Annotated in this window: 16 protein-coding genes; 2 read left to right on the plus strand and 14 right to left on the minus strand. The window is 59.5% G+C overall.

The window, feature by feature from the left end:
• Window positions 1–2: 2 nt before the first annotated feature.
• The 10 genes from icmH to AO388_RS06665 all read right to left on the minus strand — a co-directional run bounded on the left by icmH (window position 3) and on the right by AO388_RS06665 (window position 11677).
• Window positions 3–716 carry a type IVB secretion system protein IcmH/DotU gene (gene icmH, locus AO388_RS06620; RefSeq protein ID WP_003318805.1) on the minus strand — a complete coding sequence of 238 codons (714 nt, stop codon included), beginning with the start codon at window positions 714–716 and terminating at the stop codon, window positions 3–5.
• Complete coding sequence (tssK, locus tag AO388_RS06625) at window positions 713–2056, minus strand: type VI secretion system baseplate subunit TssK (RefSeq protein ID WP_003434831.1); 1344 nt, start codon at window positions 2054–2056, stop codon at window positions 713–715. The genes icmH and tssK overlap by 4 nt, the downstream gene beginning before the upstream one ends.
• Complete coding sequence (gene tssJ / locus AO388_RS06630; protein WP_004415260.1) at window positions 2053–2808, minus strand: type VI secretion system lipoprotein TssJ; 756 nt, start codon at window positions 2806–2808, stop codon at window positions 2053–2055. The genes tssK and tssJ overlap by 4 nt, the downstream gene beginning before the upstream one ends.
• Window positions 2809–2833: 25 nt before the next feature.
• Window positions 2834–5437 carry a type VI secretion system ATPase TssH gene (tssH, locus tag AO388_RS06635; RefSeq protein ID WP_003434829.1) on the minus strand — a complete coding sequence of 868 codons (2604 nt, stop codon included), beginning with the start codon at window positions 5435–5437 and terminating at the stop codon, window positions 2834–2836.
• Window positions 5434–6504, minus strand: a complete 1071-nt coding sequence (tssG, locus tag AO388_RS06640) for a type VI secretion system baseplate subunit TssG (RefSeq protein WP_024640475.1) — start codon at window positions 6502–6504, stop codon at window positions 5434–5436. Before tssG ends, tssH begins: the two co-directional genes overlap by 4 nt.
• Window positions 6468–8300 carry a type VI secretion system baseplate subunit TssF gene (gene tssF, locus AO388_RS06645; protein WP_003434826.1) on the minus strand — a complete coding sequence of 611 codons (1833 nt, stop codon included), beginning with the start codon at window positions 8298–8300 and terminating at the stop codon, window positions 6468–6470. Before tssF ends, tssG begins: the two co-directional genes overlap by 37 nt.
• A complete protein-coding gene (gene tssE / locus AO388_RS06650; RefSeq protein ID WP_003420335.1) occupies window positions 8300–8782 on the minus strand; it encodes a type VI secretion system baseplate subunit TssE in 483 nt (160 codons plus the stop codon). The genes tssF and tssE overlap by 1 nt, the downstream gene beginning before the upstream one ends.
• A 25-nt stretch (window positions 8783–8807) precedes the next feature.
• Window positions 8808–10310 (minus strand): type VI secretion system contractile sheath large subunit, encoded by a 1503-nt coding sequence (tssC, locus tag AO388_RS06655; protein ID WP_003434824.1) that lies wholly within the window; start codon window positions 10308–10310, stop codon window positions 8808–8810.
• Window positions 10311–10324: 14 nt separating this feature from the next.
• Window positions 10325–10858 (minus strand): type VI secretion system contractile sheath small subunit, encoded by a 534-nt coding sequence (tssB, locus tag AO388_RS06660; RefSeq protein ID WP_003318241.1) that lies wholly within the window; start codon window positions 10856–10858, stop codon window positions 10325–10327.
• A gap of 69 nt (window positions 10859–10927) precedes the next feature.
• Complete coding sequence (locus tag AO388_RS06665) at window positions 10928–11677, minus strand: hypothetical protein (RefSeq protein ID WP_002551426.1); 750 nt, start codon at window positions 11675–11677, stop codon at window positions 10928–10930.
• Between the two features lie 697 nt (window positions 11678–12374).
• Between AO388_RS06665 and AO388_RS06670 the strand changes: the two genes are divergently transcribed.
• Window positions 12375–14546, plus strand: a complete 2172-nt coding sequence (locus AO388_RS06670) for a M48 family metallopeptidase (protein WP_058416212.1) — start codon at window positions 12375–12377, stop codon at window positions 14544–14546.
• 629 nt (window positions 14547–15175) lie between these two features.
• Here AO388_RS06670 and AO388_RS06680 read toward each other — a convergent pair.
• Entirely contained in the window at window positions 15176–15997 is an 822-nt protein-coding gene (locus AO388_RS06680; RefSeq protein ID WP_058416214.1) for a hypothetical protein, read from the minus strand.
• Window positions 15998–16143: 146 nt separating this feature from the next.
• Here AO388_RS06680 and AO388_RS06685 point away from each other — a divergent pair, with 146 nt between their 5' ends.
• Window positions 16144–18078, plus strand: a complete 1935-nt coding sequence (locus tag AO388_RS06685; protein WP_054081367.1) for a RecQ family ATP-dependent DNA helicase — start codon at window positions 16144–16146, stop codon at window positions 18076–18078.
• A 115-nt stretch (window positions 18079–18193) separates the two neighbouring features.
• Here AO388_RS06685 and AO388_RS06690 read toward each other — a convergent pair whose 3' ends face one another.
• The 3 genes from AO388_RS06690 to fdhD all read right to left on the minus strand — a co-directional run bounded on the left by AO388_RS06690 (window position 18194) and on the right by fdhD (window position 21994).
• Window positions 18194–18634, minus strand: coding sequence for a glycine zipper domain-containing protein (locus tag AO388_RS06690; RefSeq protein ID WP_003372307.1), 441 nt, complete (start codon window positions 18632–18634; stop codon window positions 18194–18196).
• A gap of 190 nt (window positions 18635–18824) precedes the next feature.
• The gene (locus tag AO388_RS06695) at window positions 18825–21161 is read right to left on the minus strand and encodes an FdhF/YdeP family oxidoreductase (protein WP_058396547.1); all 2337 of its coding nucleotides are present in this window, start codon (window positions 21159–21161) and stop codon (window positions 18825–18827) included.
• On the minus strand, window positions 21158–21994 hold the full coding sequence (fdhD, locus tag AO388_RS06700) for a formate dehydrogenase accessory sulfurtransferase FdhD (protein ID WP_058396546.1): 837 nt from the start codon (window positions 21992–21994) through the stop codon (window positions 21158–21160). The genes AO388_RS06695 and fdhD overlap by 4 nt, the downstream gene beginning before the upstream one ends.
• Between the last annotated feature and the right edge of the window lie 13 nt (window positions 21995–22007).

Raw genomic sequence — 22007 nt, forward strand, 5'->3', positions numbered from 1 at the left:
ACTCAAGCATTGAACAGTTGGCTGATTTGTTCGGCCAACGCGGCCACGTCTTTGCCCAGCAACCAGTCAAGCGTCAGATAGACACCCAGGCATACGAGGGCGATGAGCACCAGGTAAAGCCATACCGGAACTTCATGGCGAAGCATTTGCGACACCTGGTCAGGCAGTGCCCAGTCAGGCGACAGCGCCTTTGGCGTCTTGCGGTAGCGTGCGATGTCCTGGCCCAGCGTGTTGGCCAGGTAGCGCAACTGGTCTTTCTGACCCAGCCCGAATTTGCCCTCGAAACCCAGTGCCAGGCACAGGTGATACACCTCAAGCACATCCAGGTTCTTTTTCACGTCGGCGCGCAGCAGTTCGATTTTCTCGAAGAAGCCTTCGCCCGCCAGGTGAACCCCGAAATAACGGAACTGCAACGGCTCCATTTCGAAGTGGCGACGCATGTCGTTGTCACCCGAACGCAGCACGCTCTCATCGAGGAATGCGCACAGTGCGTACTGGGCGTCCTTGACCTGTTCGACGCTGTAATTGGCGCTGCGCGCCTGACGCTCCAGGTTGGCGAAAAAGGTATCGACACTGGATTCGAAGGCAGTGACCGAGATCGCCTGGCGGCCGCGACGGACAATCAGCGCCATGGTGATGAAGTCACGTACCAGGTCTTTGAGCGTAGGTTTTTCGGTTGCGGCCGTAGCGGCACCTTGCATCACGGCTTCAGTCATTTAAGCACCGCCAACAGTTCGAGCTTGAGATTGGTAAACGCGCTGGGCGCGTAGAAGGAAATGGCCTGGGCTTCCATCATGCGTTCATACACGCGGCCATGCGGCTCGATGGAGAAGTAATGGTTGTCCAGGCGCACCGGAATGGCGTTTGGCAGACGCGTCGAGTGGTTCAGCGTGACGCCCGGCATGGCGCTGTTGACCACCACTTCGATGTCTTCCGGCGAACCGACCTTGAACGCACGTGGCACCAGTTCCAGCAGGCTGGAGCCAGGCATGTCGGCATGCACCGAGATGTAAAAGTCGGCTTCGGTAAGGCGGGGGTCCAGCAACTGGCCCTGCCAGTACGAAGGCCGGACCTGACTCAGGTTGATGACGATGCACTGGTTCGGAATCACGTTTTCAAGCAGCAGACGAACCAGTTCGTCGAGCTTGACCAACGAGGCCGCCGGGTCCTGATGATCGTAATCGGGGATGTCGGTGAGCTGAGTGTCCAGCGAGAAGGTCAGCAAACCACCCGCCAGTTCCGCCAGAAACAAATACAGACGCTCCGGGTGCAGGCGTGGATGCGCCAGCAGGTGAGCCAGTTGCGGGTAGGCGCGGTTGACCGTATTCAGCAGCCAGAACAAGGTGACGTCGCTGGAGCCGAACTCGGCGATCTGGTCAGCCCGCTCGCGGCGGCGGCCTGAAAGCGCCTTGCTCTTGGCTTGCAGCACGCTGATCAAACGTCTGCCGAGACCGACCAGCGTCTCGTGGGTGCCCACGTGCAGCGTCGGGTGCACAAAATGCGCATCCAGGTTGAAGCCGCCGATGCTGTTGCGTGCCAGTCGGGCAATCGGGCAGTAGCTGTAGCCATCCAGACTGTCGCCATCGACCAGCATCACCACGTTCAGGCGCAGGCTGGTGATTTCGTTTTCCAGATCGCCTTCGTTGAGGTCCGGCAGGGTGTCGAACTGTTTGCGAAAACGTCGCGCGCTCTTCTGTTCCTGGCCGTCTTCAACGTAATTCAGGCCAAAGGGCTCAGGCAGTTTGAGCGCCGCGTAGACCTTGATTTCTCCGCCTTTGATCAGGTTTTTCAGGTCGCGGGCGGCGGGCAGCGGGTCGTGCTGCGGTGCGTCGTAAAGGCTGCCGTCCGGGAACACCAGCTTCAGACGCTTCAGTTGCAGGGAGCCTGTCGCCAGCGCCTCGACGTCGACTTCCAGCGTTTGCACGCCCCAGTGAAAGGGCGTGGAGCGCAGCGTCGACTCAGCAAGCTGATGTTGATGAAACTCATCCTGATATTGGAAATGTTGCGGCAAAAGGAACATGCCTTCCGACCACATCACGCGGCTTTGTTTACTCATTTGGCGCCTTCCAACAGAGAATTGAATTGTGAGTCTGCTGCCTTTTTGGCAGCACTGCCGGCCGAGTCCTGAACCTGCTGGACAGCTGCGTCCTGCGCGCGCTCGGTCATACTTTTACTGGCGGGTTGTTCGGGAATCGAATTGGATTTGTTGAACTGCTCTTCAGTCTTGAGTTTGTTCAGCACGTCCACACCACGCACCGCGAGGATGTAGTTGTTATCCACCAGCACACGCACGCCGTCGGACGAGAACCAGATACCGTCCTTGCGCAGCGTGTTGGCGTCGAACGCGACCTTCCAGCGGCTGTCGACGTCGGTGCGGAAGAACGCCGCGATGCCCACATACGAGGCATTCGGGTTCAGCGGCCACTGATCGGTCTGGCCCATGCCAGGCAACAGAATCAGCTCCCGGCTTTCGACCAGGGTGTTGCCCAGAGCCTTTTGCGGATCATCCCAGAGGGTGTCGGCGTTGATCGACTCGAAGCGCTCCAGAGAGGACAGCTGATAAACGCGCACCACCACCGACAGCGGTTTACCGTACTCGTCAGGGTTGAGCTGGTTGCCGCCGTCAGTGGTCAGGATGACCTTTTCGTTGTCACCGAACATCATGTCGCCAGCCCAGGTGTCATCCATGCGCTTGGCGACGCGGTCTGTCACGCCGCAGGCGGACAGAGCCATCATCATTGCCAGAACAGCCAGGCACCTTGCCAAGGCTGGCTTCGAGGAACAATTGCCTTGAAGTCTTTTATTCATCACGTCTTACCTATGGGGTGATCGATCAGGTCAGGGTGTAAGCGAAGTCGCCATCGCTGCCCAGGTCGATGGTCAGGCTCTGAATCGGCTTGTCCTGCGCCATCCGCTCCAGCACCCGCTGAGCGAGCTCCGGCATGAGGGTCTTGGACAGGATGTTGTCGATATTGCGTGCGCCACTGTCGACTTCCGTGCAGCGCGACGCGATAGCCTTGATCAGCGCTTCGTCGTAACGCAGCACCGCCTGATGATTGCGCTCGAAACGCTTGCGGATGCGCTCCAGCTTCAGGCCGACGATGCGTTCCAGAATCGCGTCCTGCACCGGGTAATACGGCACGATGGTCAGGCGCCCCAGGAAGGCCGGTTTGAATACCTGATTCAACTCGTCGCGCAGGCCTTCCACGATGTCATCGGGGGTCGGCTTCTGCTCGGTGTTCAGGCACCACTGCATGATGCGGTCAGTACCGGTGTTGGAGGTGAGGATGATCACGGTATTGCGGAAGTTGATCTCGCGACCTTCGCCATCGTCCAGCACGCCTTTGTCGAAGACCTGGAAAAACAGCTCGAGCACATCCGGGTGGGCTTTCTCCACCTCGTCGAGCAGTACCACGCTGTAAGGCTTGCGGCGCACGGCTTCAGTGAGCACGCCACCTTCGCCATAACCGACGTAGCCAGGCGGTGAGCCTTTCAGGCTGGAGACGGTGTGTGCTTCCTGGTATTCGGACATGTTGATGGTAATGACGTTACGTTCGCCGCCATACAGCGTGTCAGCCAGGGCCAGTGCCGTTTCGGTCTTGCCGACACCGCTCGGGCCCAACAGCAGGAACACACCGATCGGCTTGTTCGGGTCTTCCATGCGGGCACGGGAAATCTTGATGCGCTTACCGATCTCTTCGAGTGCATGGTCTTGACCCAGCACGCGTTCGCCCAGCAGCGCGGGCAGGCTTTGCACGGTGTCGATTTCGTCGCGCAGCATCTTGCCCAGCGGAATGCCGGTCCAGCCGGAAATCACTTCGCCAATCGTGCCGCCATCGACCAGTGCATGGACCAGCGGTTGCTCACCTTGCACGCTGGCCAGTTCGGCGCGTACGGCGGCAATCTGCCCGGCATCAGGCTCGCCGCTTTCCGGAACGCTGAGTGCGCCAAGTTTTTCGACCAGTTCCAGCTCGCGCTTCCACTGTTGCTCCAGCGACTCGCGGGTTTCCTGTTCGGCTTTCAGCTCTTCGTGCAGGGCCGTCAGACGGCGAGCGTGGTCGCTGCCCTTGGCGGTTTCCTGCTCCAGTACGGCGATTTCCGCGTTCAGGTTGTCGATGTGACGCTTGCAGTCTTCCAGCGCTCCCGGCTGTGCCGATTGGCCCAGGGCAACGCGTGCGCAAGCGGTGTCGAGCACGCTGACGGCTTTGTCCGGCAGTTGGCGGCCGGTGATGTAGCGGTTGGACAGGCGTACGGCCTGCACCAGCGCTTCGTCCATCACGGTGACCTTGTGGTGCTCCTGCATCTTCGCCAGCAGCCCGCGAAGCATGTGGATGGCCTTGTCTTCGTCAGGCTCTTCGACTTTCACGACCTGGAAGCGTCGAGCCAGTGCGGCATCTTTCTCGAAATACTTTTTGTACTCGGCCCAGGTGGTGGCGGCGATGGTGCGCAGCTCGCCACGCGCCAAGGCAGGCTTGAGCAGGTTGGCGGCATCGTTCTGCCCGGCTTGCCCGCCCGAACCGATCAGCGTGTGGGCTTCATCGATAAACAGAATGATCGGGTGCAGGCTGCGTTTGGTTTCTTCGATGACCGACTTGAGGCGGTTCTCGAACTCGCCCTTGACCCCGGCACCGGCCTGCAACAGGCCCAGATCCAGCGTGTGAATGGCGACGCCCTTGAGCACCGACGGCACGTCGCCCTGCACGATGCGCAGCGCCAGGCCTTCCACCACGGCTGTTTTACCGACGCCGGCTTCACCGGTCAGGATCGGGTTGTTCTGGCGGCGGCGGGTCAGGATGTCGACCATCTGCCGCACTTCGAATTCGCGTCCCAGCACCGGGTCAATCCGGCCATCGCGAGCGCTCTGGGTCAGGTTGACGGTGTACTGGTCCAGGGCTGGCGTCTTGCCGTTGCCTTTGGTGGTGGCGCCCGTGCTGGCGTCGGCGTTCGCCAGTGGCTTGCTCAGCTTGGTCTCGGGGCTGCCCTCGACCAGTGCGCTCATGTTCAGGCGCAGGTCGTCAGCGTTGATCTTCTCCAGCTCCGGCGCCGAGCCGATGACCACGCGACGCAGTGCATCGTCATCCAGCAAGGCCTGCACAAGATGGCCGGTACGGATCTGTGACTGACCGAACTCGATCGATGCCAGCACCCAGGCCTGCTCGATCATGCGCGTGATGTGCGGCGAGAGTGCAGGCGTCCGCGTGTTGCCTTTCTTGAACGTCCCCAGCGCAGTGACCAACTGTGCCTGCAGGCGATCAGGCACCACATCGTAGTGGCGCAGGATCACTGGCAGATCGTTGTCGTTGTTATCGAGCAATTGCAGCAGCAAGTGCTCGACTTCAACGTCGTAATGGTTCTCCGACAGGCACAGCGCAGCAGCGCTTTCAGTGGCAGTGCGGCTCGTTTCGTTCAGCTTGGCGAACAGGGACTTCAGGTTCACAGGGAGACCCCATCAAAAGGAATATGGAAAACGGCGCAACGGGAAGGCTCCACGTCGACACCGGGGCGTTTGAGCCAGCCAAGCCAGCCCAGCGATACATTGCCTTGGCGACCCAGACGGGCCACGGGTACAGCTTCGCGCTTGAGCTTCGGCGCAATCTGGAAGTCCAGTTCGGCACCGATGTAAAAACGCACCAGTTCAACAAGCTTCTGGTAATCCTCGGTGCCCGGCTGAAAACGCTGGTAATCGGCCAGTTCCAGAGGACCCATTTCGATACGTACACACGACTGGTAATCCCAGACGCGATTGCCGGCCACAGCGCTTTGCCCCAGCACTGCATTCTTGCGGCCCAACTGCGTGCACTGGCTGCTGTCGAGCTTCAGCCAGCGTCCGGCGAATTGCTGGATCTTGAACGGCAGCGAGAAGTAAAAACTCAGCATGACCTCAAGGTTCAGGGCGTTGCGCGGCTTCTGCGCGAACATCCCCGAGAAGTAGCTGAACAGTTCGCGGCGCAGCGGAGACTCGCCCTTGTCGAACTTCTGCTTCAGGCCTTCTGGACCGAACCCCACCAGGTTGAGCAGATAACGGTCGAAGTTCGAGGTGCCGTTGCGCTCGTACTCGATGTAAAACTTGTACTTCTGCCACGCCTCGTAAAACAGCGTGGTCATGCGATGCGAAAAAATATCCAGAAACGCATGTGCAGCGTCGTCTCGATACTGAATATGTCGGTCGATCAATAGCTCTGTGTACGGGCGCGGCAGCACGCCCGAAGGACCGACCAGGCCCATGAACGTGACCTGCACTTCGGACAGCGGCAAACCTGCCGCCGAGAGCTTGCCTTCGCGTTCGAACTGCAGGTCGCTGACTTCACTGGCCGGGAAGTTCAGCGACAGCTGCGAACGAAAGCGCAGAGGGTCTTCGTGTGGCCTGGTTTCCAGGTCCATACGCCCGTTCCTGCTGTAGTGCAGGCGAAGCAAACGCACCAACTGGAAAAATTCGAATCGGTGCGGCTCAGCCCTTGCCTGGTCGATCAGACCAGGGGTTGATCGCCTGTTCGCGGGGGCCATTGGACCACTCTCTTTTCGCGCTGCAAGGTGCGAAGGGTTAATTGGGTAAAGCTGTTCATCGAGCAGTACTGACCAAAGAAGTGATCAAGCACCATGCCGAACAGGAACACGCCACTGCCGGTGTACTGGCTTTCATCGAACTTCAGCGTGATGCCGACGCCGCGCACGAAGTTCGGCCGCGGATGGCCGATGCGTGCCACGACCGGCTCGCTGCTCACCGAAACGATCCCGTTGATCTGCTTGCGGATCGCCGACACGTTGCGGTAGTTGTAAAGCGACAGCAGCTCCAGCAGCACCTCGCGTCCCTTGGAAACCAGCGACATGTGGTTGAGTGACAGGTGCGAAATAAGCCGCCAGATCACGCCGTTGCCCAGCGGCACGCGCACCGTCGCCGTCGGCTTGCGCAGGCAGCGGATGTCCTTGATCACCGAGTTCGACGGAATGTTGAAATCGCCGCGCTCGCCGCCAAAAGGCAGCATCAATGGCAGGTCGCGATTGCTGCACGTCAGACGGATACTGAGCGTGTCGTTGTTGGAATCGATCAGTTCCAGATCCCGATCCACGACCCGGATGAACATGTTCGAGCCATCGCTTTGCCGGCTCTGCGTAGGGCGGCGCCGAGCGATCCAGAAACTCTGCCCCGGGCCTTGATCGCCACGTGGTTCGAAGAACGGATGGCAGGTGCCGACCTGGTCATTGCCATTGATCTTCTTCACCCGCCGCACGCGATCGATCGAAACCACTTCGGCGGAGCTTTGCAGGCGCACATCCGGCGTGACAGCGTATTCATGCTGGACGTGGGTCAGCTTGATCGGCTCGGCCTGCTGGCGGAACAGGTTGATGATCGGCGTGCAGTTGAGCTTGAAATTGTTGCGGCTGACGTTCTGCGTCAGGCGCGCCAGACGGTCCGTCAGGTCGTAGTCGGAAAAGTAGAAATTGATCTCCACTTTGGCGATCTCTTTGCCCGCCAGAATGCGCGCAAAGCCCGACAGGTCGAAGAACATGAACTTGTCCGGGAAGGTGAAGTACTCGTGCAGCAACCGGTAACCCAGAAACGAGCGCTCCGAGTAATCCACCAGCCCTTCATCCAGACCGTAACCGACAGATTTCAAGGCACCGGCTGGCAGCACCACTTCGCGAGTGCGGCCTTCGTCTTCGAAGGTCAGCGTGGCCTTGGCCAGGTTGTTGAACAGCAGCTCATACAGTTGGTGCATGAGCGTGCTTTCGCCATCGAGGAAGAAGCGCAGGCTGTCCATCTCCATCTTGCCGAACAACACGTCGGAGGTGGCCGTCAGACCAATGCGCAGACGCGCAATCAGGTCTGCGCTGTGGCCGTTGAACGCCGAGCGTTCCATTTCGATGAACGACGCGCTCTGCACGGCAATCGGCCATAACTCGACCGGGTAGCACGTCCGGAACTTGCACACGATGCCATCCACCGGGTTGGCGTGCAGTTCGGTGTGTCGTGCCACACGATAGGACTCGGTGACCTTTTCCTGCTTGCCCATGTTGAACTCGACGATGGACATCGACGGGGTAGGGCGCAGGTAATGCGGGTACAGCACCTCGAGGAACGACTCGACGATTTCCGGAAACTCATCATCGAGCTTCTTGTGCACGCGCGCCGACAGGAACGAGAACGCCTCGATCAGGCGCTCGGTATGCGGGTCCTCGCAGTTGTCGCCCTCAATCAGCAGTCGCGAAGCGATCTTCGGATATTGAGCGGCAAATTCCTGGCCCAGAAAGCGCAGGTGCGAGAGTTCCTTCTCGTAATAGGGCAGCAGATCGTCGAGCATCAGTTGAGGTTCTGCACTTTGTATTCCTGAGTGTTGACCTGCAGCACGGCGTCAAAAGAAACTTGACGCGAAATGTCCTGCAGACGCAGTACTGCGTCCACACGAAAAGTCAGCATGCGTTGGCCGGTCTGTTGTGCAAGCAACTGGACTTTCACGCTGCGAAAGCGTCGGTCGCCCACCGAAATGGCCTTTTCCAGCTGGCGCTGGATCAAAAGACGATCCTGTGGGTCGAGCACGCTTCTACTGGTGAAGTCGGGCATACCGTAGTCGAGGATGGTGCCGCTCAGATTGGCGAAACCTTCCAGCTCGTTAGCGACCAGAGACTGGCGAGTGTTCACCAGAATCTCCAGGTCACGAACGATGCTGGCCTTGTAATCGGCCAGCGAGCTCAACCGTTGCGATGACGATTCCACGGATTGATGTGGACGATCGTCGAGCAATCGATCCAGCAATGAAGGCAACAGCTTGTGTTGACTACTCATGTTGCCTCCCTGGCTAAGTGTTGGATCAGCCGCGAGTCGATTGCGGCAATTCGGCGACCAGACGCAGCGATGCCGTCAGTTCATCCAGTTGGTAATGCGGACGCAGGTAAGTCACGGCCTTGTAGACGCCAGGCTTGCCAGGAACTTCGAACACTTCGGCACGCGCTTCGCGCAGCGGGAACTTGGCCTTGGCTTCCTGGCTGGCGGTGTCATCCAGCAACACGTAGCTGGACAGCCACTTGTTGAGGAACAGCTCGACATCCTTGCGCGATGCAAAACTGCCGATCTTGTCGCGCATGATCGCTTTCATGTAGTGAGCGATACGCGAGGTCGCGAAGATGTATTGCAGTTGCGCCGACAGACGCGCGTTGGCGTTGGCAATGTCGGTGTTGTACTGCTTCTGCTTCTGGGTCGACTGGGTGCCGAAGAACGCGGCGTAGTCGGTACCTTTGCAGTGCACCAGCGGAATGAAGCCGAGGTCCGACAGCTCCTTTTCGCGACGGTCGGTGATGGCGATTTCAGTCGGGCATTTGAGCGCGATTTCACCGTCATCGGTCTTGAAGGTGTGCGTCGGCAAGCCTTCGACCAGACCACCGCCTTCCACACCACGGATCGCCACGCACCAGCCGTAGCGGGAGAACGCATCGGTCACACGGGTGCCCAGCGCGTAGGCAGCGTTCATCCACAGGTATTTGTTGTGGTCACGGCCATCGACGCTTTCGACGAAGTTGAATTCTTCGACGGGCGTGGTATCCGGGCCATACGGCAGACGACCCAGCACGTGCGGCAGGGTCAGACCGACATAGCGGGAGTCTTCAGAGGCGCGGAACGACTTCCACTTGGCGTATTCGACCGTGTCGAAGATCTTCGCCAGGTCGCGAGGGCCGGCCATGTCGGTGAACGAGTCCCAGCCGAACAGCTCGGCCGATGCCGCCGAGATGAACGGCGCGTGGGCGGCGGCTGCCACGTGAGAGATCTCTTCCAGCAGGTACATGTCTTCCGGGTTGCGGTTGAACTCGTAGTCACCCAGCAACATGCCGAACGGTGCACCACCGAAGGTGCCGTACTCTTCTTCGTAGATCTTCTTGAACAGTGCGCTCTGGTCGAATTCGGACGACGCCTTGAGGTCTCGCACGAGGTCTTTTTTCGACGCGTTGAGCAGGTGAATCTTCAGCGTGGTGCTGGTCTCGGTCTGGTCAACCTGATACTTCAGGCCGCGCCAGGACGCTTCCAGTTGCTGGAACTCACGGGCGTGCATGATTTCGTTCATTTGCTCGGAGAGCATCGAATCGATCTCGGCGATGCGCGCGTCGAGCACGGCAATCAGGTCCTTGCTTGGCGTCATTTCGCCTTCAAGTACCTGGGCCACCAGTTCGCCGATCAGATCGCGGGTACGGGTGCGCTCGGTTTCGGAGCGTGCAACGCGGCTTTCGGAAATGATGCTGTCGAGCAGGGAAGATTGCGGGGCGAAGTTTTCAACTTCAACCAGAGCGCTGTCCTGCTGAGTCACGGGTTGCTTATCGGTCATCGTCAGGCTCCTCCTTACTCTTTGCTGTCGGTGGCAGGAACGGCGGCTTCACGGCCGAACTCCTTGCCCAGGGTTTTCAGCTTTTCAGTGTTCTGCAACACGTCCATCAGCAGCTCTTCAAGCTTGTCGTTGCCACCCATCTTGTTACGCAGGTCAGCCAGCTTGTTGCGCACTTCCAGCAGCTTGCGCAGCGGCTCGACCTGACGCACGACGTTCTGCGGCTCGAAGTCTTCCAGCGCATTGAAGTTCAGCTCGACACCGAGTTGGGTGCCGTCTTTTGCCAGGGTGTTGTCGACGCGATACGCCAGGCGCGGCTTGATGCCTTTCAGGACGCCATTGAAATTGTCGCGGTCGATGAAGATGAACTTGCGATCCTTGAGCTTGGGCAGCGGCTCCAGCGGGTTGCCGGAGAAATCGCCCAGAACGCCTACAACGAATGGCAGCTCTTTCTTTTCCTGAGCATCGCCGATGTCCACGTCGTAAGTGATATGGACCCGAGGCGCGCGAACGCGGTCAAGTTTGTGCTGGGTACTTTCCTTCTTCGCCATCGTCATCTCCTGTGCGAGCAACTCGCTGCAAGTCGTTTGCGTACCGGGCCTGTGGCAGGCCGGGCGCGATTAGAGTCCTTCAATCGTCAGCAGCAGACGCTGACGGATTTCATCGTTCATTTCCAGAATGTTTTCGTGTCCGACCAATTCTTCGAAACTGGTATTGCCTGCGATCTGCGTGCTGTTGCGAATCACCGATTCATCCGGCAATTCTGAGCGCACCGGTGAGCTGATCACGCAGAACGGCAGGTCGCCGAAGTCTTTCAATCGCTCGAAACTGACCGGGAAGCGCAGCCCTTCGAACAGCCTGCTCATGCCCGGCGACTTGCTCAGGCAGTAGAACAGCACCAGATAATGCACAACGTAGCGATACAGCTCGGCGCTGCTGCGATTCGGGTCTTTGATGACCTTGCGAAACTGCGCCAGATCGAACGAGTTGAAGCCCACCACCCAACGCACCGGACTGGTGATGCGAATGGTCTGCCCGCTTTGTGACAACACCATGTCGTATTCGAGCGGGAACAGCTCGGGCGTCGTGCTGATCAGGTTCAGGGGCACTTCCAGTTCATTGACCAGCTTGAACGGCTCTGCCGAAGCAATGCGGTCATAGAGCTCCTTGAGCTCTTTGAAATGGTGCTGAGTCTCGCGGCCGCTGCTGCGCTGCGCACCCTGCAGGTATTCACCGAAGAATGTCTGCGGGCGTATCAACAGCGCGAGGGTCGACAGATAGTCGGACGCCTGCACCTTGAGCGCGTCGGAGATAGCGCGCGTCTGCTTGCGCAGCTTTATCAATGCTTCTATATCGAACGTCTGAGTCATCGGTACATCGTCCTTGAACCCTTCACGACCGTTTCCCGGATCAGACCGGGGACGGGGAAAAGTTGCGAATTTCTCGACTGCACACCTGCTCATGAAGTGGTTTTGCCATGTGTGTCACTGCGAGACACACCGCCACAATGAGGGAGGAGTTCGTGCTGGCATATAGATGTCGTCTAGCCAGCAGTGTGGTCTATGGCACTATTTTTAGTAGGAAAGTTCCTACAGACGGTGGATATTTTCTCGGTTTCGTTACAGTAAGCAATGATGACTATGAGCCATCATTGTATTGAATTTCACCCATAATGTAACTGTAAGTGTTGATTTCAAAGGGCTTTGGGGTGGTATTTGGATCCGATCAGGGGGGTAAATTAAGCTTAGAAAGATGAACTTATTTGCAGGTTTTCCAAGCTCTGAAGAGGGTAAATGTACGGACTCGCCTTACAGGCGTTTTTTTCTGGATGGGGAATGATGGCACTGCGAGCGCTGAGGCGCGCGAATCCAGGTGGGTCGACACAGGTCAGGCGGGTAGCTTTGTTACATCATTTTGCAAATCAGGGTATAACGCCGCCAGCGCCCTCACGCGTGTACTCGAGCAAAGGCAGGGCGCATGCACGCAGACGCCAAAAGCGTTTTGCCTGACGGACTTAGTGTGCGCTAAGGATAGCCAGCGGCGACGCACCTCTATGAGCCTTGCCTCATGAAAATCTACAAGCTCATTGCTGTACTCATCCTGCTCCCTCTGGGCCTGAACCTCATCGGTGTCTGGCAGTTGCAGCGCAGTGTCGAAAACACCGAGCGCCTGACCGAGATCCAGGCCGACCTTGCGCATGCCCGTCCCTATTTCGAAAGGCTTGCCAGGTCGCCCGACGCCCTCACGCGAACGATGGATATGGACGGAGAAAACATCACCCTCAAGGAGGCTCTGTCGCGTCTCCATGAGGCAGAGCAGGGCCTCGATTTCGTAGTGGTGCTGGGCAGTGTCACTATTTGGCTGGCACGCGCCGTCATCGCGCTGTGCCTGCTGGCGGCTCTGGTCGGCGGCATCGGGCTGGCAGGGCTCAACTGGGCCGGCGCACGCGCACGTCAATCCCGCGAGCGATTGCTGCACACCTTCAGCAGGGTCAGGCGGATTCTGCCGTTCGTCCTGGTGGGGCACATTGTTGCCATGGGCGCGGCGGTGTCTGCAATCCTCTGTTTCGAAGCCCTGGGCCTGTGGCATGTGGGGCGCATGTCCGCGGGCGAACTCAAGCTGATCATCGTCGTGCTGATGCTGGTCGCTGCGTGCCTGTATTCGATCTGGCGGATGGGCAAGCAGTTGGGCGTCATGCTGCACATGTTCGAGCCCACCGCGATGCAGGTTCTGGGGCAGCAGGTCACGCCTGAAGAGGCACCGGTGCTCTGGGCCTATGTTCGCGATCTGGCCGAACGGCTTGGCGCGCTGTCACCTGATCACATCGTGCTGGGCATGACCGAAGGCTTCTACGTCACCTCGAGCGATGTTTCCCTTCTGCCGTCCGACGCCGTGCTCAAGGGGCGAACTCTGCATGTGCCGATCCTGTACCTTGGGCTGATCGATGCCGCTGAAACGAGTGCAGTGATTGGTCACGAACTGGCGCATTTCGCTGGTGAAGACACCGAGTACAGCCTGCGCTTTCTGCCGATCTACGACGGCATCGGTCGCAGCCTGGGGGTGATCGCTGAAAACATGATGGTCAGCGGGTGGCTACAGCGCACCATTCTGCGTCCGGCGTTCATGCTGGGCGTGTATTTCATGGAAAGCTTCGATCACGCGGTCAATCACTGGAGTCGCGTGCGTGAGCTGGCCGCCGATGCCGCAGGGGCGAGTCTGGCAGGCAATACATCGGCTGCCTCGGCGCTGGTGCGCATTTCGGCCATCGACCCGCTTTTGCAGGAGCGGATCTACACGCATATTACGCGGGCCACCAACCCAAGGCGCGGAGAGGTGTTTACCAAGGATCTGCCGAACAGCGTGCTGCACGAGCTGGCCGGCAAGACATTCACGCTGCCTGACGAAGAAATGGCCGTCCAGCTGCCGCATCCCTCGGATACGCACCCGTCAAACGGCGAACGTATCGCCGCGCTGCAGGTTGCTGCCGACGAGGCGATCCGCAGCGGCACCCGGCCGGTAGTGGCGGCCCAGGCGCGCGCCGCGATGGACCATTACTTCGTTAATCCCCAGGCACTGCGCACCCGTCTTACCAAGGACTTCATCAAGCATCACGTGACAAATGATGCTGAGGTGGTGACCGAACTGCGTGCCCGCGCGAAAACGGTAAGCGGTGATGTCGTTCTGCATGAGGGCGCTCGCCTGCGGGGGCTGTTGCTAACACTATTCCTCGCCCCTCTGCTGGGGCTGGGTATTTATCTGATAGCCGAAGCGCTGTCATTTCCCCAGGGGCTGACCGAGAAGCGCAACTCTATGCTGATAGCGGGCGGCATCTTGGCGGCGTTCATGCTGACGCTGCTGCCATTTGCGCTGCGCATGTGTCTGCGTGCTGACAAGACCGCTCTGCTGCTCACGCCCGATCACTTTGTCTTCGCAAACCTGAAGTCCCCCGTCCCGATCCAGCACATCGCTGATTTTGAGCTGAATGTGGCCTATGGCACGTTTCTGACCCTGCATCTGCAAGACGATGCGCCTTTACCCGAGCGAGTCTCACGTTCGTTTTCTGCGCCGAATGCAAAAGTGTTCAGGAAAAAACGCCGGGTACTTCTGGCGCTGGCGCGGTTCAGCCGGGACGGCAAAAAGCTCAAGCCAGACGAGCTTGGTGAGTTGATTGCGGATTACGTCAATGCGGGTACTGCACGACACTTGCTGCAAGAGCGCTTCGAGCAGGGTAAGCGTTAAGCGGTTGGCTGTGAGCGGGGCGGCGTACGGCGCAAAGCTTTTCTGCAGGCAACAAAAAACCCGCCGAAGCGGGTTTTTCCAAGACCATCCCGACTTCCTGTCGGACGCCTCCGAGGCGATGGTCGATCATCCTTGATCCGGGTGAACTCCTGTTCACCCCTTGATGGATCCAATACTACGGAGCGCGAGCCGGGTCGGAAATAGCCAAGTTCCTCCAGCGCGTGTAAGCCTTTCGCTATACCTCATGGGCTCAGCTTCGGACGGGCCTTTGAAGACCAGGAAATCTGGCGTCAGGAAAATCTTGAGGTGGTTTGACTGCTGGAGGCAAAAAACGCAGGCAATAAAAAACCCGCCGAAGCGGGTTTGTACCAAGACCATTCCAACTCCCTGTCGGCTGCCTTCCCGGCGATGGTCGATCGTCCCTGATCCTGGCGGACTCCTTGTTCGCCAGTTGTTGGATCCAATATTACGGCTCTGACGGTAGGTGCAAAATAGCCATTCGCTTCATTGCGTGTAAGCCTTTGGCTATACATGTGTCCGTTTTTACGGATTCTCAGATGCTCGGCCATGCAGCGGGAAAGTAGAAAACACCGCTGAAACTGCTGTGCCAGAAGCGCGCAGCCCTGTTTTCAAGGTGAGAAATTCGTGGTCACCTCACAATAGCGCTGCTGGGCGTTTTTACTGTCCTCGTCGCGGTTTCTTGCCGCGCGTTTGGTCCACTCTTGGCACTGTTCTCTGAAGTTGACCGCTGCGGCCTTGCGACACTCGCGCCGTTCGAATGAACGAATAGCGAAGTTTTCGCAGACGCTGTCGCCATCGATCGTGTTGCCGTAAATCCGCCACTGCGCGCGGTAGCGGTTTCTGCCGTCCGCTTCGCGGATGGAGGCCGTCGCTACGCTGTAAGGCTTGGACGAACGCGTGGAGTTGCGTGAAGCATTGGCCTTGAAATCGGCCATGTAGTCGGCAGACACCATGCCTGTTGCCGATTCTGCCTGAGCGGGGCGAGGAACCTGGCCGAATCGACAGTTCGCCACCGCCTCATCGATGACGTTGCCGTTTTTCATGCAGTCATCCAAGGGCTGCACGGGGGCGGGCGGCGTCACAGTGGCCGCGATCGGCACAAGCTCTGCGGTTTTTCGAATCTGCGCGGGCGCAGGATCGGCTGCGGCTACGGATTGCGTCTCGGCCTCGACTGTCTCGGGTTCAGGTACGGACTGCACAACAGGCGGTACTGCCAGCGCTTTGGGACCTCTCGCATGTGAGGTGATCAGTCCGGCGACGCAGGCTGCAGCAATAAGGCACGCCAGCCACAGGCCATAAGGGCGTGAGCGGCGAGGCGTATCGACGCGCTTGCGGCGTGGATGCGAGCCCAGCACCACATCGACCTGACCGGGCACGAGGCGCTGAATGCGGATGATCCCGTCGTCCTCGGGTTGCTGTAGGGAATCCATTCCTGCTCCTGATCAAGCGATGTTCGGTGGTGATATTACAATGATATCGGCCGGTGGGTAGAGTTTCTGCAACGCTTTGGTGCTATGTGCATCAGGCCTGGCGCGTTAAGGTTGAGGCCGTTTTTTGACTGATGGATGGACCGCGAATGCACCAGCGTCTCGAACAGGTATTCGGCTACACACAGTTCCGGCCGGGGCAGGAGGCTGCCATCAGTGCGGTACTGGCCGGACGCTCGGCTGCGGCGATCTTTCCGACAGGTTCGGGCAAGTCGCTATGTTACCAATTGCCTGCCCTGATGTTGCCGCATTTGACGCTGGTGGTGTCGCCGTTGCTGGCGCTGATTCAGGATCAGCTTGCCTTCCTGCACCGCCACGGTATCTCGGCGGCGAGCATTGATTCGGCGCAGAGCCGCGACGAGATCGCTGATGTGATGGCGCGTGCACGCTCCGGCGAGCTGAAGATTCTGATGATCTCGGTCGAGCGCCTGAAGAACGAGCGTTTCCGCAATTTCATCGCTCAAGTACCGATTTCCCTGCTGGTGGTCGACGAAGCGCACTGCATCTCGGAGTGGGGGCATAACTTCCGCCCCGACTACCTGAAGCTGCCGGACTACCAGCGCGAATTCAACATCCCTCAGACATTGCTGCTGACCGCCACGGCGACCCCGCAAGTCATCATCGACATGCAGGACAAATTCGCCATCGCCCCTGAGGACGTCATCACCACCGGTTTCTACCGCGCCAACCTGCACCTGTGGGTCAAGCCGGTCAGTGGCCGTGACAAAAGACGCCTGCTGGTGGAGTGGCTCAACGAGCGTCGCGGGCAGCCGACCATTGTTTACGTGACCCTGCAAAAGACAGCCGAACACATCGCCGCTCACCTGGAACAGCATGGCCTGCCCGCCAGCGCCTACCATGCCGGGCTGCCCAATGATCAGCGCGAGTCGATCCAGAGGCAGTTCATGGGCGGCCATCTGAACTGCATCGTGGCGACCATCGCGTTCGGGATGGGCATCGACAAGAGCGACATTCGCAACGTGGTGCATTTCGACCTGCCCAAATCCATCGAGAACTACAGCCAGGAAATCGGTCGGGCCGGGCGTGATGGTGCTGCTTCGGATTGTCTGGTGCTGGCCAACCGCGACAGTCTCAACGTGCTGGAGAACTTCGTGTACGGCGATACGCCGGAGCGCGAGGGGATTGCTCGTGTGCTGGAAGACTTGCTTGGGGCGCGTCATGACGGGCAGTGGGAATTTCTGCTCGGACCGCTCGCCGACCTCAGCAATATTCGTCAATTACCGTTGAAGACCCTGCTGGTGCAACTGGAACTGCGCGGGATCATTGCGCCGCGCTACGCGTATTTCGCCGAGTACCGCTTCAAGTTTCTGCTTCAGCCGCAAGACCTGATGGCGCGTTTCGAAGGGGAGCGACGCGACTTCGTTCAAGCCCTGATCGACACTTCAAACCGCGCAAGGACCTGGGCCACCGTCGATTTCGAGGCGATGTACCAGCAATACGGCGCCGAGCGCGGGCGGGTGGTCAAGGCGCTGGATTACTTTCAGGAAAAAGGCTGGATCGAGCTTGAAAGCAAACAGATGACCGAGGTTTACAGCCTGTTGCGCAGCGACTTTGATGCACAGGCCTTGAGCATCGAATTGCACGATTATTTCGCTCATCACGAAGCCACTGAAGTTGCGCGCATTCACACCACGCTGGACGTGTTCGCCAGTGACCAGTGCCTGACCCATCGGCTGGCGCGGTACTTCGGTGATCACAATGCGCCGGAGCGCTGCGGGCATTGCTCGGTCTGCCTTGGCGAAGTCGCCCACCTGCCCGAACCACCCGCGTTGGAGCCCCTGGCGAATCGGGACTTTCAGCACCTGTGCAGCGAGTTTATCCACAAGCACCAGGACTATATCGGCCAGCGGCCCAGCGCTGACTGCCTGACGCGTTTTCTGTGTGGCATCAGCGTGCCGCTGTTCACCAAGCTCAAAGCCCGCGCCACCACCGGGTTTGCGGTGCTGGAGGACTATCCGTACGCACAGGTCAGGACGTGGGTGCAGGCCATGGCTGGCAACTGACTACACGTACAAAGTGATCTGACCAAGGGGACGATGCTCTGCATCCAGTCCTGAACCTGCATTGCGACAGACAAATGAAAACCGGCCGCTAAAGGGCGGCCNACTGACGGTGGTATCAGTCACGATGACGGCGATGGCCGTGGTGCTTCGGGCGATGGCCATGATCACGGCCACCACGATAACGACGATCATCGCTGCGGCTTTCGTTGCCCATGTAGTTGCCGAGTGCAGCACCGCCGCCGCCACCTACCGCCGAGCCGACCAGGCTGCCGGTGTTGCCGCCGACGCTGCGACCCAGCACGTTACCGCCCGCAGCGCCCAGACCGCCGCCAATGGCTGCTTCTGTGCGGTTGCGACGGTCTGCGCCTACAGCGCCACCGGCTGCGCCGCCGACACCTGCGCCAATTGCTGAACCAGTGCTGCCGCCGATCTGCTGACCGACGACCGAACCGAGTACCCCACCCAATGCTCCGCCTACGCCTGACTCAAGGTTGCCTGCAGACGCCGCACCGCTGATCAAGGTAAGAGACAACAACAGTATCGAGGAATACTTCATGTATGGAATCTCATAGGGATGACGGCGCGATCTTGGTGTCAAGTGAAGAATGTAGCAATGCAATTCCGACGAGTAACACGATTGCCACACAAACTGCTAAGTTATTGTTTTGGCTAAGGAACTTAAGTCGGAAATGAGAGTCTGAGGTTACTTGCGAAAGGCCCGTTTCCAGAGAAACGGGCNAGGGACGTTAGAGGATGCGTGCCGACTCTGCAGAGCGCTCGAGGCGGATGGCAACGAACTTCGAGGTCGGCGTGCTGCTGCCATCGCCCACGCTTTCCAGCGGCACCAGCGGGTTGACCTCTGGGTAGTAGGCGGCAGCCTGACCGGCCGGAATATCGAATGGCAGCAACGTGAAGCCTTTGACGCGGCGCTCGCGGTTATCGCTCCAGATCGAAATCAGGTCCGCCTTCTGCCCCGGCTGGAAGCCCAGACGGATGATGTCGGCTTCGTTGACGAACAGCACGTCACGCTGACCTTTGACGCCGCGATAGCGGTCGTCCAGGCCATAGATGGTGGTGTTGTACTGATCGTGCGAGCGCATCGACTGCATGATCAGGTCCGGGATCTGCCCGGTTGAACTGACGTGTTCATTGATCAGAGTCAGCGGCAGCGCATTGGACTTGAAGTTGGCGCGGGTCGACGCAGTGTTCCAGCGACGTGCGCCAGCAGCGTTACCCAGGTAGAAGCCGCCCGGGTGCTTGACGCGCTCGTTGAAATCCTTGAAGCCGGGGATGGTGTCGGCGATCAGGTCGCGAATACGGTTGTAGTCCTCGACCAGCCACAACCAGTCCACAGGCGCCTTGCCCAGCGTAGCGTTGGCGATACCGGCGATGATCGCAGGCTCGGAACGCATTTGCTTCGAGGACGGCTTCAACTGGCCGTTGGAGGCGTGAACCATGCTGAACGAATCTTCCACGGTGACGGCTTGTGGGCCGTTGGCCTGGATGTCGATGTCGGTACGGCCGAAGCACGGCAGGATCAGCGCGTCCTTGCCGTGGAACAGGTGACTGCGGTTCAGCTTGGTGCTGATCTGTACGGTCAGGTCGCAATTACTGAGGGCTTCGGCAGTGCGATGGCTGTCCGGGGTGGCCTGAGCGAAGTTGCCGCCCAGCGCGATGAACACCTTGGCGCGACCTTCGGCCATGGCGTGAATGGCTTCGACGACGTTGTGACCATTTTCGCGGGGTACTTTGAACTGGAAGCGTTTTTCCAAGGCATCGAGCAGGAACACCGGTGGGCGCTCGTTGATGCCCATGGTGCGGTCACCCTGCACGTTACTGTGACCGCGCACCGGGCACAGGCCGGCACCCGGACGACCGATGTTGCCGCGCAGCAGCATCAGGTTGGCGATTTCCTGGATGGTCGGCACCGAGTGACGGTGCTGGGTAATCCCCATCGCCCAGCACATGATTACGTTCTTGCCCTTGGCGTACATGCGTGCCGATTGCTCGATGTCGCTCAGCGGCAGGCCGGATTGCTCGACGATGGCGTCCCAGGACGTGTCATCGATGGCAGCCAGGTATTCGAGCACGCCTTCGGTGTGTTCGTTGAGGAACGCGTGGTCGAACACCGAAGGTGCGTCGTTGGCCTGCGCCTCGCGCTCCCATTGCAGCAGGAACTTGGCCATGCCGCGCAACAGCGCCATGTCGCCACCCAGGGCAGGGCGGAAGTAAGCGGTGTTGGTCGGGCGGTCGCCGTTGGTGAGCATTTCGACCGGGTGTTGCGGATGCTGGAAACGCTCCAGGCCACGCTCTTTGAGCGGGTTAACGCACACCACCTGGGCGCCGCGCTGTACCGCTTCGCGCAATGGCTCGAGCATGCGCGGGTGGTTGGTGCCGGGGTTCTGACCGAGGACGAAGATGGCATCGGCGTGTTCGAAATCCTCGAACGTCACGGTGCCCTTGCCGACGCCGACGCTTTGCGACAGCGCTACGCCACTGGCCTCGTGGCACATGTTCGAGCAGTCAGGGAAGTTGTTGGTGCCATAAGCGCGCACGAACAACTGATACAGGTACGCCGCTTCGTTGCTGGCGCGGCCGGAGGTGTAGAACTCGGCCATGTTCGGGCTGGGCAGGTTCTTCAGGTGCTTGGCGATCAGCGCAAACGCGTTGTCCCAGCTGATCGGCTTGTAACGGTCGGTTTCCGCGTCATAGCTCATCGGCTCGGTCAGGCGGCCCTGATACTCGAGCCAGTAATCGCTCTGCTCCATCAACGAGCTGACGCTGTAGCGGGCGAAAAAGGCCGGGTCGACACGACGCTTGGTCGCTTCCCAGTTCACCGCCTTGGCGCCGTTCTCGCAGAACTTGACCATGCCGCTTTCCGGCGAATCACCCCACGCACAGCCCGGGCAGTCGAAACCGCCGTTCTGGTTGGTCTTGAGCATCATGCGCAGGTTCTTCAGCGCGTTGTCACTGCCCAGCCAGTGTTGCGTCACGCTGATCAGTGCGCCCCAGCCGCCTGCCGCACCTTTGTACGGCTTGTAGCGGGGGGTTGGTGTCTTGTCGGCTTGATGATGAGTGCTCACGCTTGAATCTCCATCGCAGGGCTATAGACCCGCGGCGCACTTTTCTGCGGCAGGTGAATTAGATTGAGGTTGTGACGGCGGGCCCATTGCAGGGCCAGGCCGGTGGGCGAAGACAGGCTGACCAGGGTCTGGATGCCGGCGCGCAATACTTTCTGAATCAGTTCCAGGCTGCAGCGGCTGGTCACGATGGCGACGCCGCCTGCCAAGGGGATGTCCTGACGGATCAATGCGCCGATCAGCTTGTCCAGCGCGTTGTGGCGGCCAATGTCTTCACGTCCCAGCAACAGCTGGCCGTTACCGTCCATGAACACCGCCGCATGTACGGCGCCGCAATGGCGGCCGAGCGGCTGGAACTCGCCGATGCGCTGACGCAGGCCTTCCAGCCATTCGATCGGGGGCAGGGGCGCGCCGGGCAGCGCCTTCAGGTCAGGCAGTGCCTGCTCGACGGCTTCAACGCCACACAGTCCGCAACCGCTGGTGCCAGCCAGTTGCCGACGCTGCTGCTTGAGTTCCCAGAACGCGCGGCTGGCGATCTCGACCTCGGCCTGCATCGCCGAGCCGCAACCACTGATTTTGAAGTCGTAGATTTCGTCATGCGAGGCAATGATGCCGCTGCCCAGGCTGAAGCCGACGATAAAGTCTTCCAGATCAGTAGGGCTGACCAGCATGACCGCCTGGCTGATGCCGTTGTAGGCAATCGCCAGCGCCACTTCTTCAGCAAGTTCGTTACGTGCAGAGTCCTTGCCCTCGAGATTCGAGTAGCTGTAAGACTGGCTTGCTTCGGGGGCTGGCGTAGCAAAGGACGCCGAGCTGACCTTGCGCGTAACGGGCATGGGCTGAAATACC

This window comes from Pseudomonas sp. ICMP 10191 (assembly GCF_001467335.1).
In the GTDB taxonomy this organism is placed as follows: domain Bacteria; phylum Pseudomonadota; class Gammaproteobacteria; order Pseudomonadales; family Pseudomonadaceae; genus Aquipseudomonas; species Aquipseudomonas cerasi.

What these genes read in the sequence shown, in the direction of transcription:
- icmH (WP_003318805.1), bottom strand. Translation starts at nt 716, where the DNA reads ATGACTGAAGCCGTGATGCAAGGTGCCGCTACGGCCGCAACCGAAAAA.
- tssK (WP_003434831.1), bottom strand. Translation starts at nt 2,056, where the DNA reads ATGAGTAAACAAAGCCGCGTGATGTGGTCGGAAGGCATGTTCCTTTTG.
- tssJ (WP_004415260.1), bottom strand. Translation starts at nt 2,808, where the DNA reads ATGAATAAAAGACTTCAAGGCAATTGTTCCTCGAAGCCAGCCTTGGCA.
- tssG (WP_024640475.1), bottom strand. Translation starts at nt 6,504, where the DNA reads ATGGCCCCCGCGAACAGGCGATCAACCCCTGGTCTGATCGACCAGGCA.
- tssF (WP_003434826.1), bottom strand. Translation starts at nt 8,300, where the DNA reads ATGCTCGACGATCTGCTGCCCTATTACGAGAAGGAACTCTCGCACCTG.
- tssE (WP_003420335.1), bottom strand. Translation starts at nt 8,782, where the DNA reads ATGAGTAGTCAACACAAGCTGTTGCCTTCATTGCTGGATCGATTGCTC.
- tssC (WP_003434824.1), bottom strand. Translation starts at nt 10,310, where the DNA reads ATGACCGATAAGCAACCCGTGACTCAGCAGGACAGCGCTCTGGTTGAA.
- tssB (WP_003318241.1), bottom strand. Translation starts at nt 10,858, where the DNA reads ATGGCGAAGAAGGAAAGTACCCAGCACAAACTTGACCGCGTTCGCGCG.
- AO388_RS06665 (WP_002551426.1), bottom strand. Translation starts at nt 11,677, where the DNA reads ATGACTCAGACGTTCGATATAGAAGCATTGATAAAGCTGCGCAAGCAG.
- AO388_RS06670 (WP_058416212.1), top strand. Translation starts at nt 12,375, where the DNA reads ATGAAAATCTACAAGCTCATTGCTGTACTCATCCTGCTCCCTCTGGGC.
- AO388_RS06680 (WP_058416214.1), bottom strand. Translation starts at nt 15,997, where the DNA reads ATGGATTCCCTACAGCAACCCGAGGACGACGGGATCATCCGCATTCAG.
- AO388_RS06685 (WP_054081367.1), top strand. Translation starts at nt 16,144, where the DNA reads ATGCACCAGCGTCTCGAACAGGTATTCGGCTACACACAGTTCCGGCCG.
- AO388_RS06690 (WP_003372307.1), bottom strand. Translation starts at nt 18,634, where the DNA reads ATGAAGTATTCCTCGATACTGTTGTTGTCTCTTACCTTGATCAGCGGT.
- fdhD (WP_058396546.1), bottom strand. Translation starts at nt 21,994, where the DNA reads ATGCCCGTTACGCGCAAGGTCAGCTCGGCGTCCTTTGCTACGCCAGCC.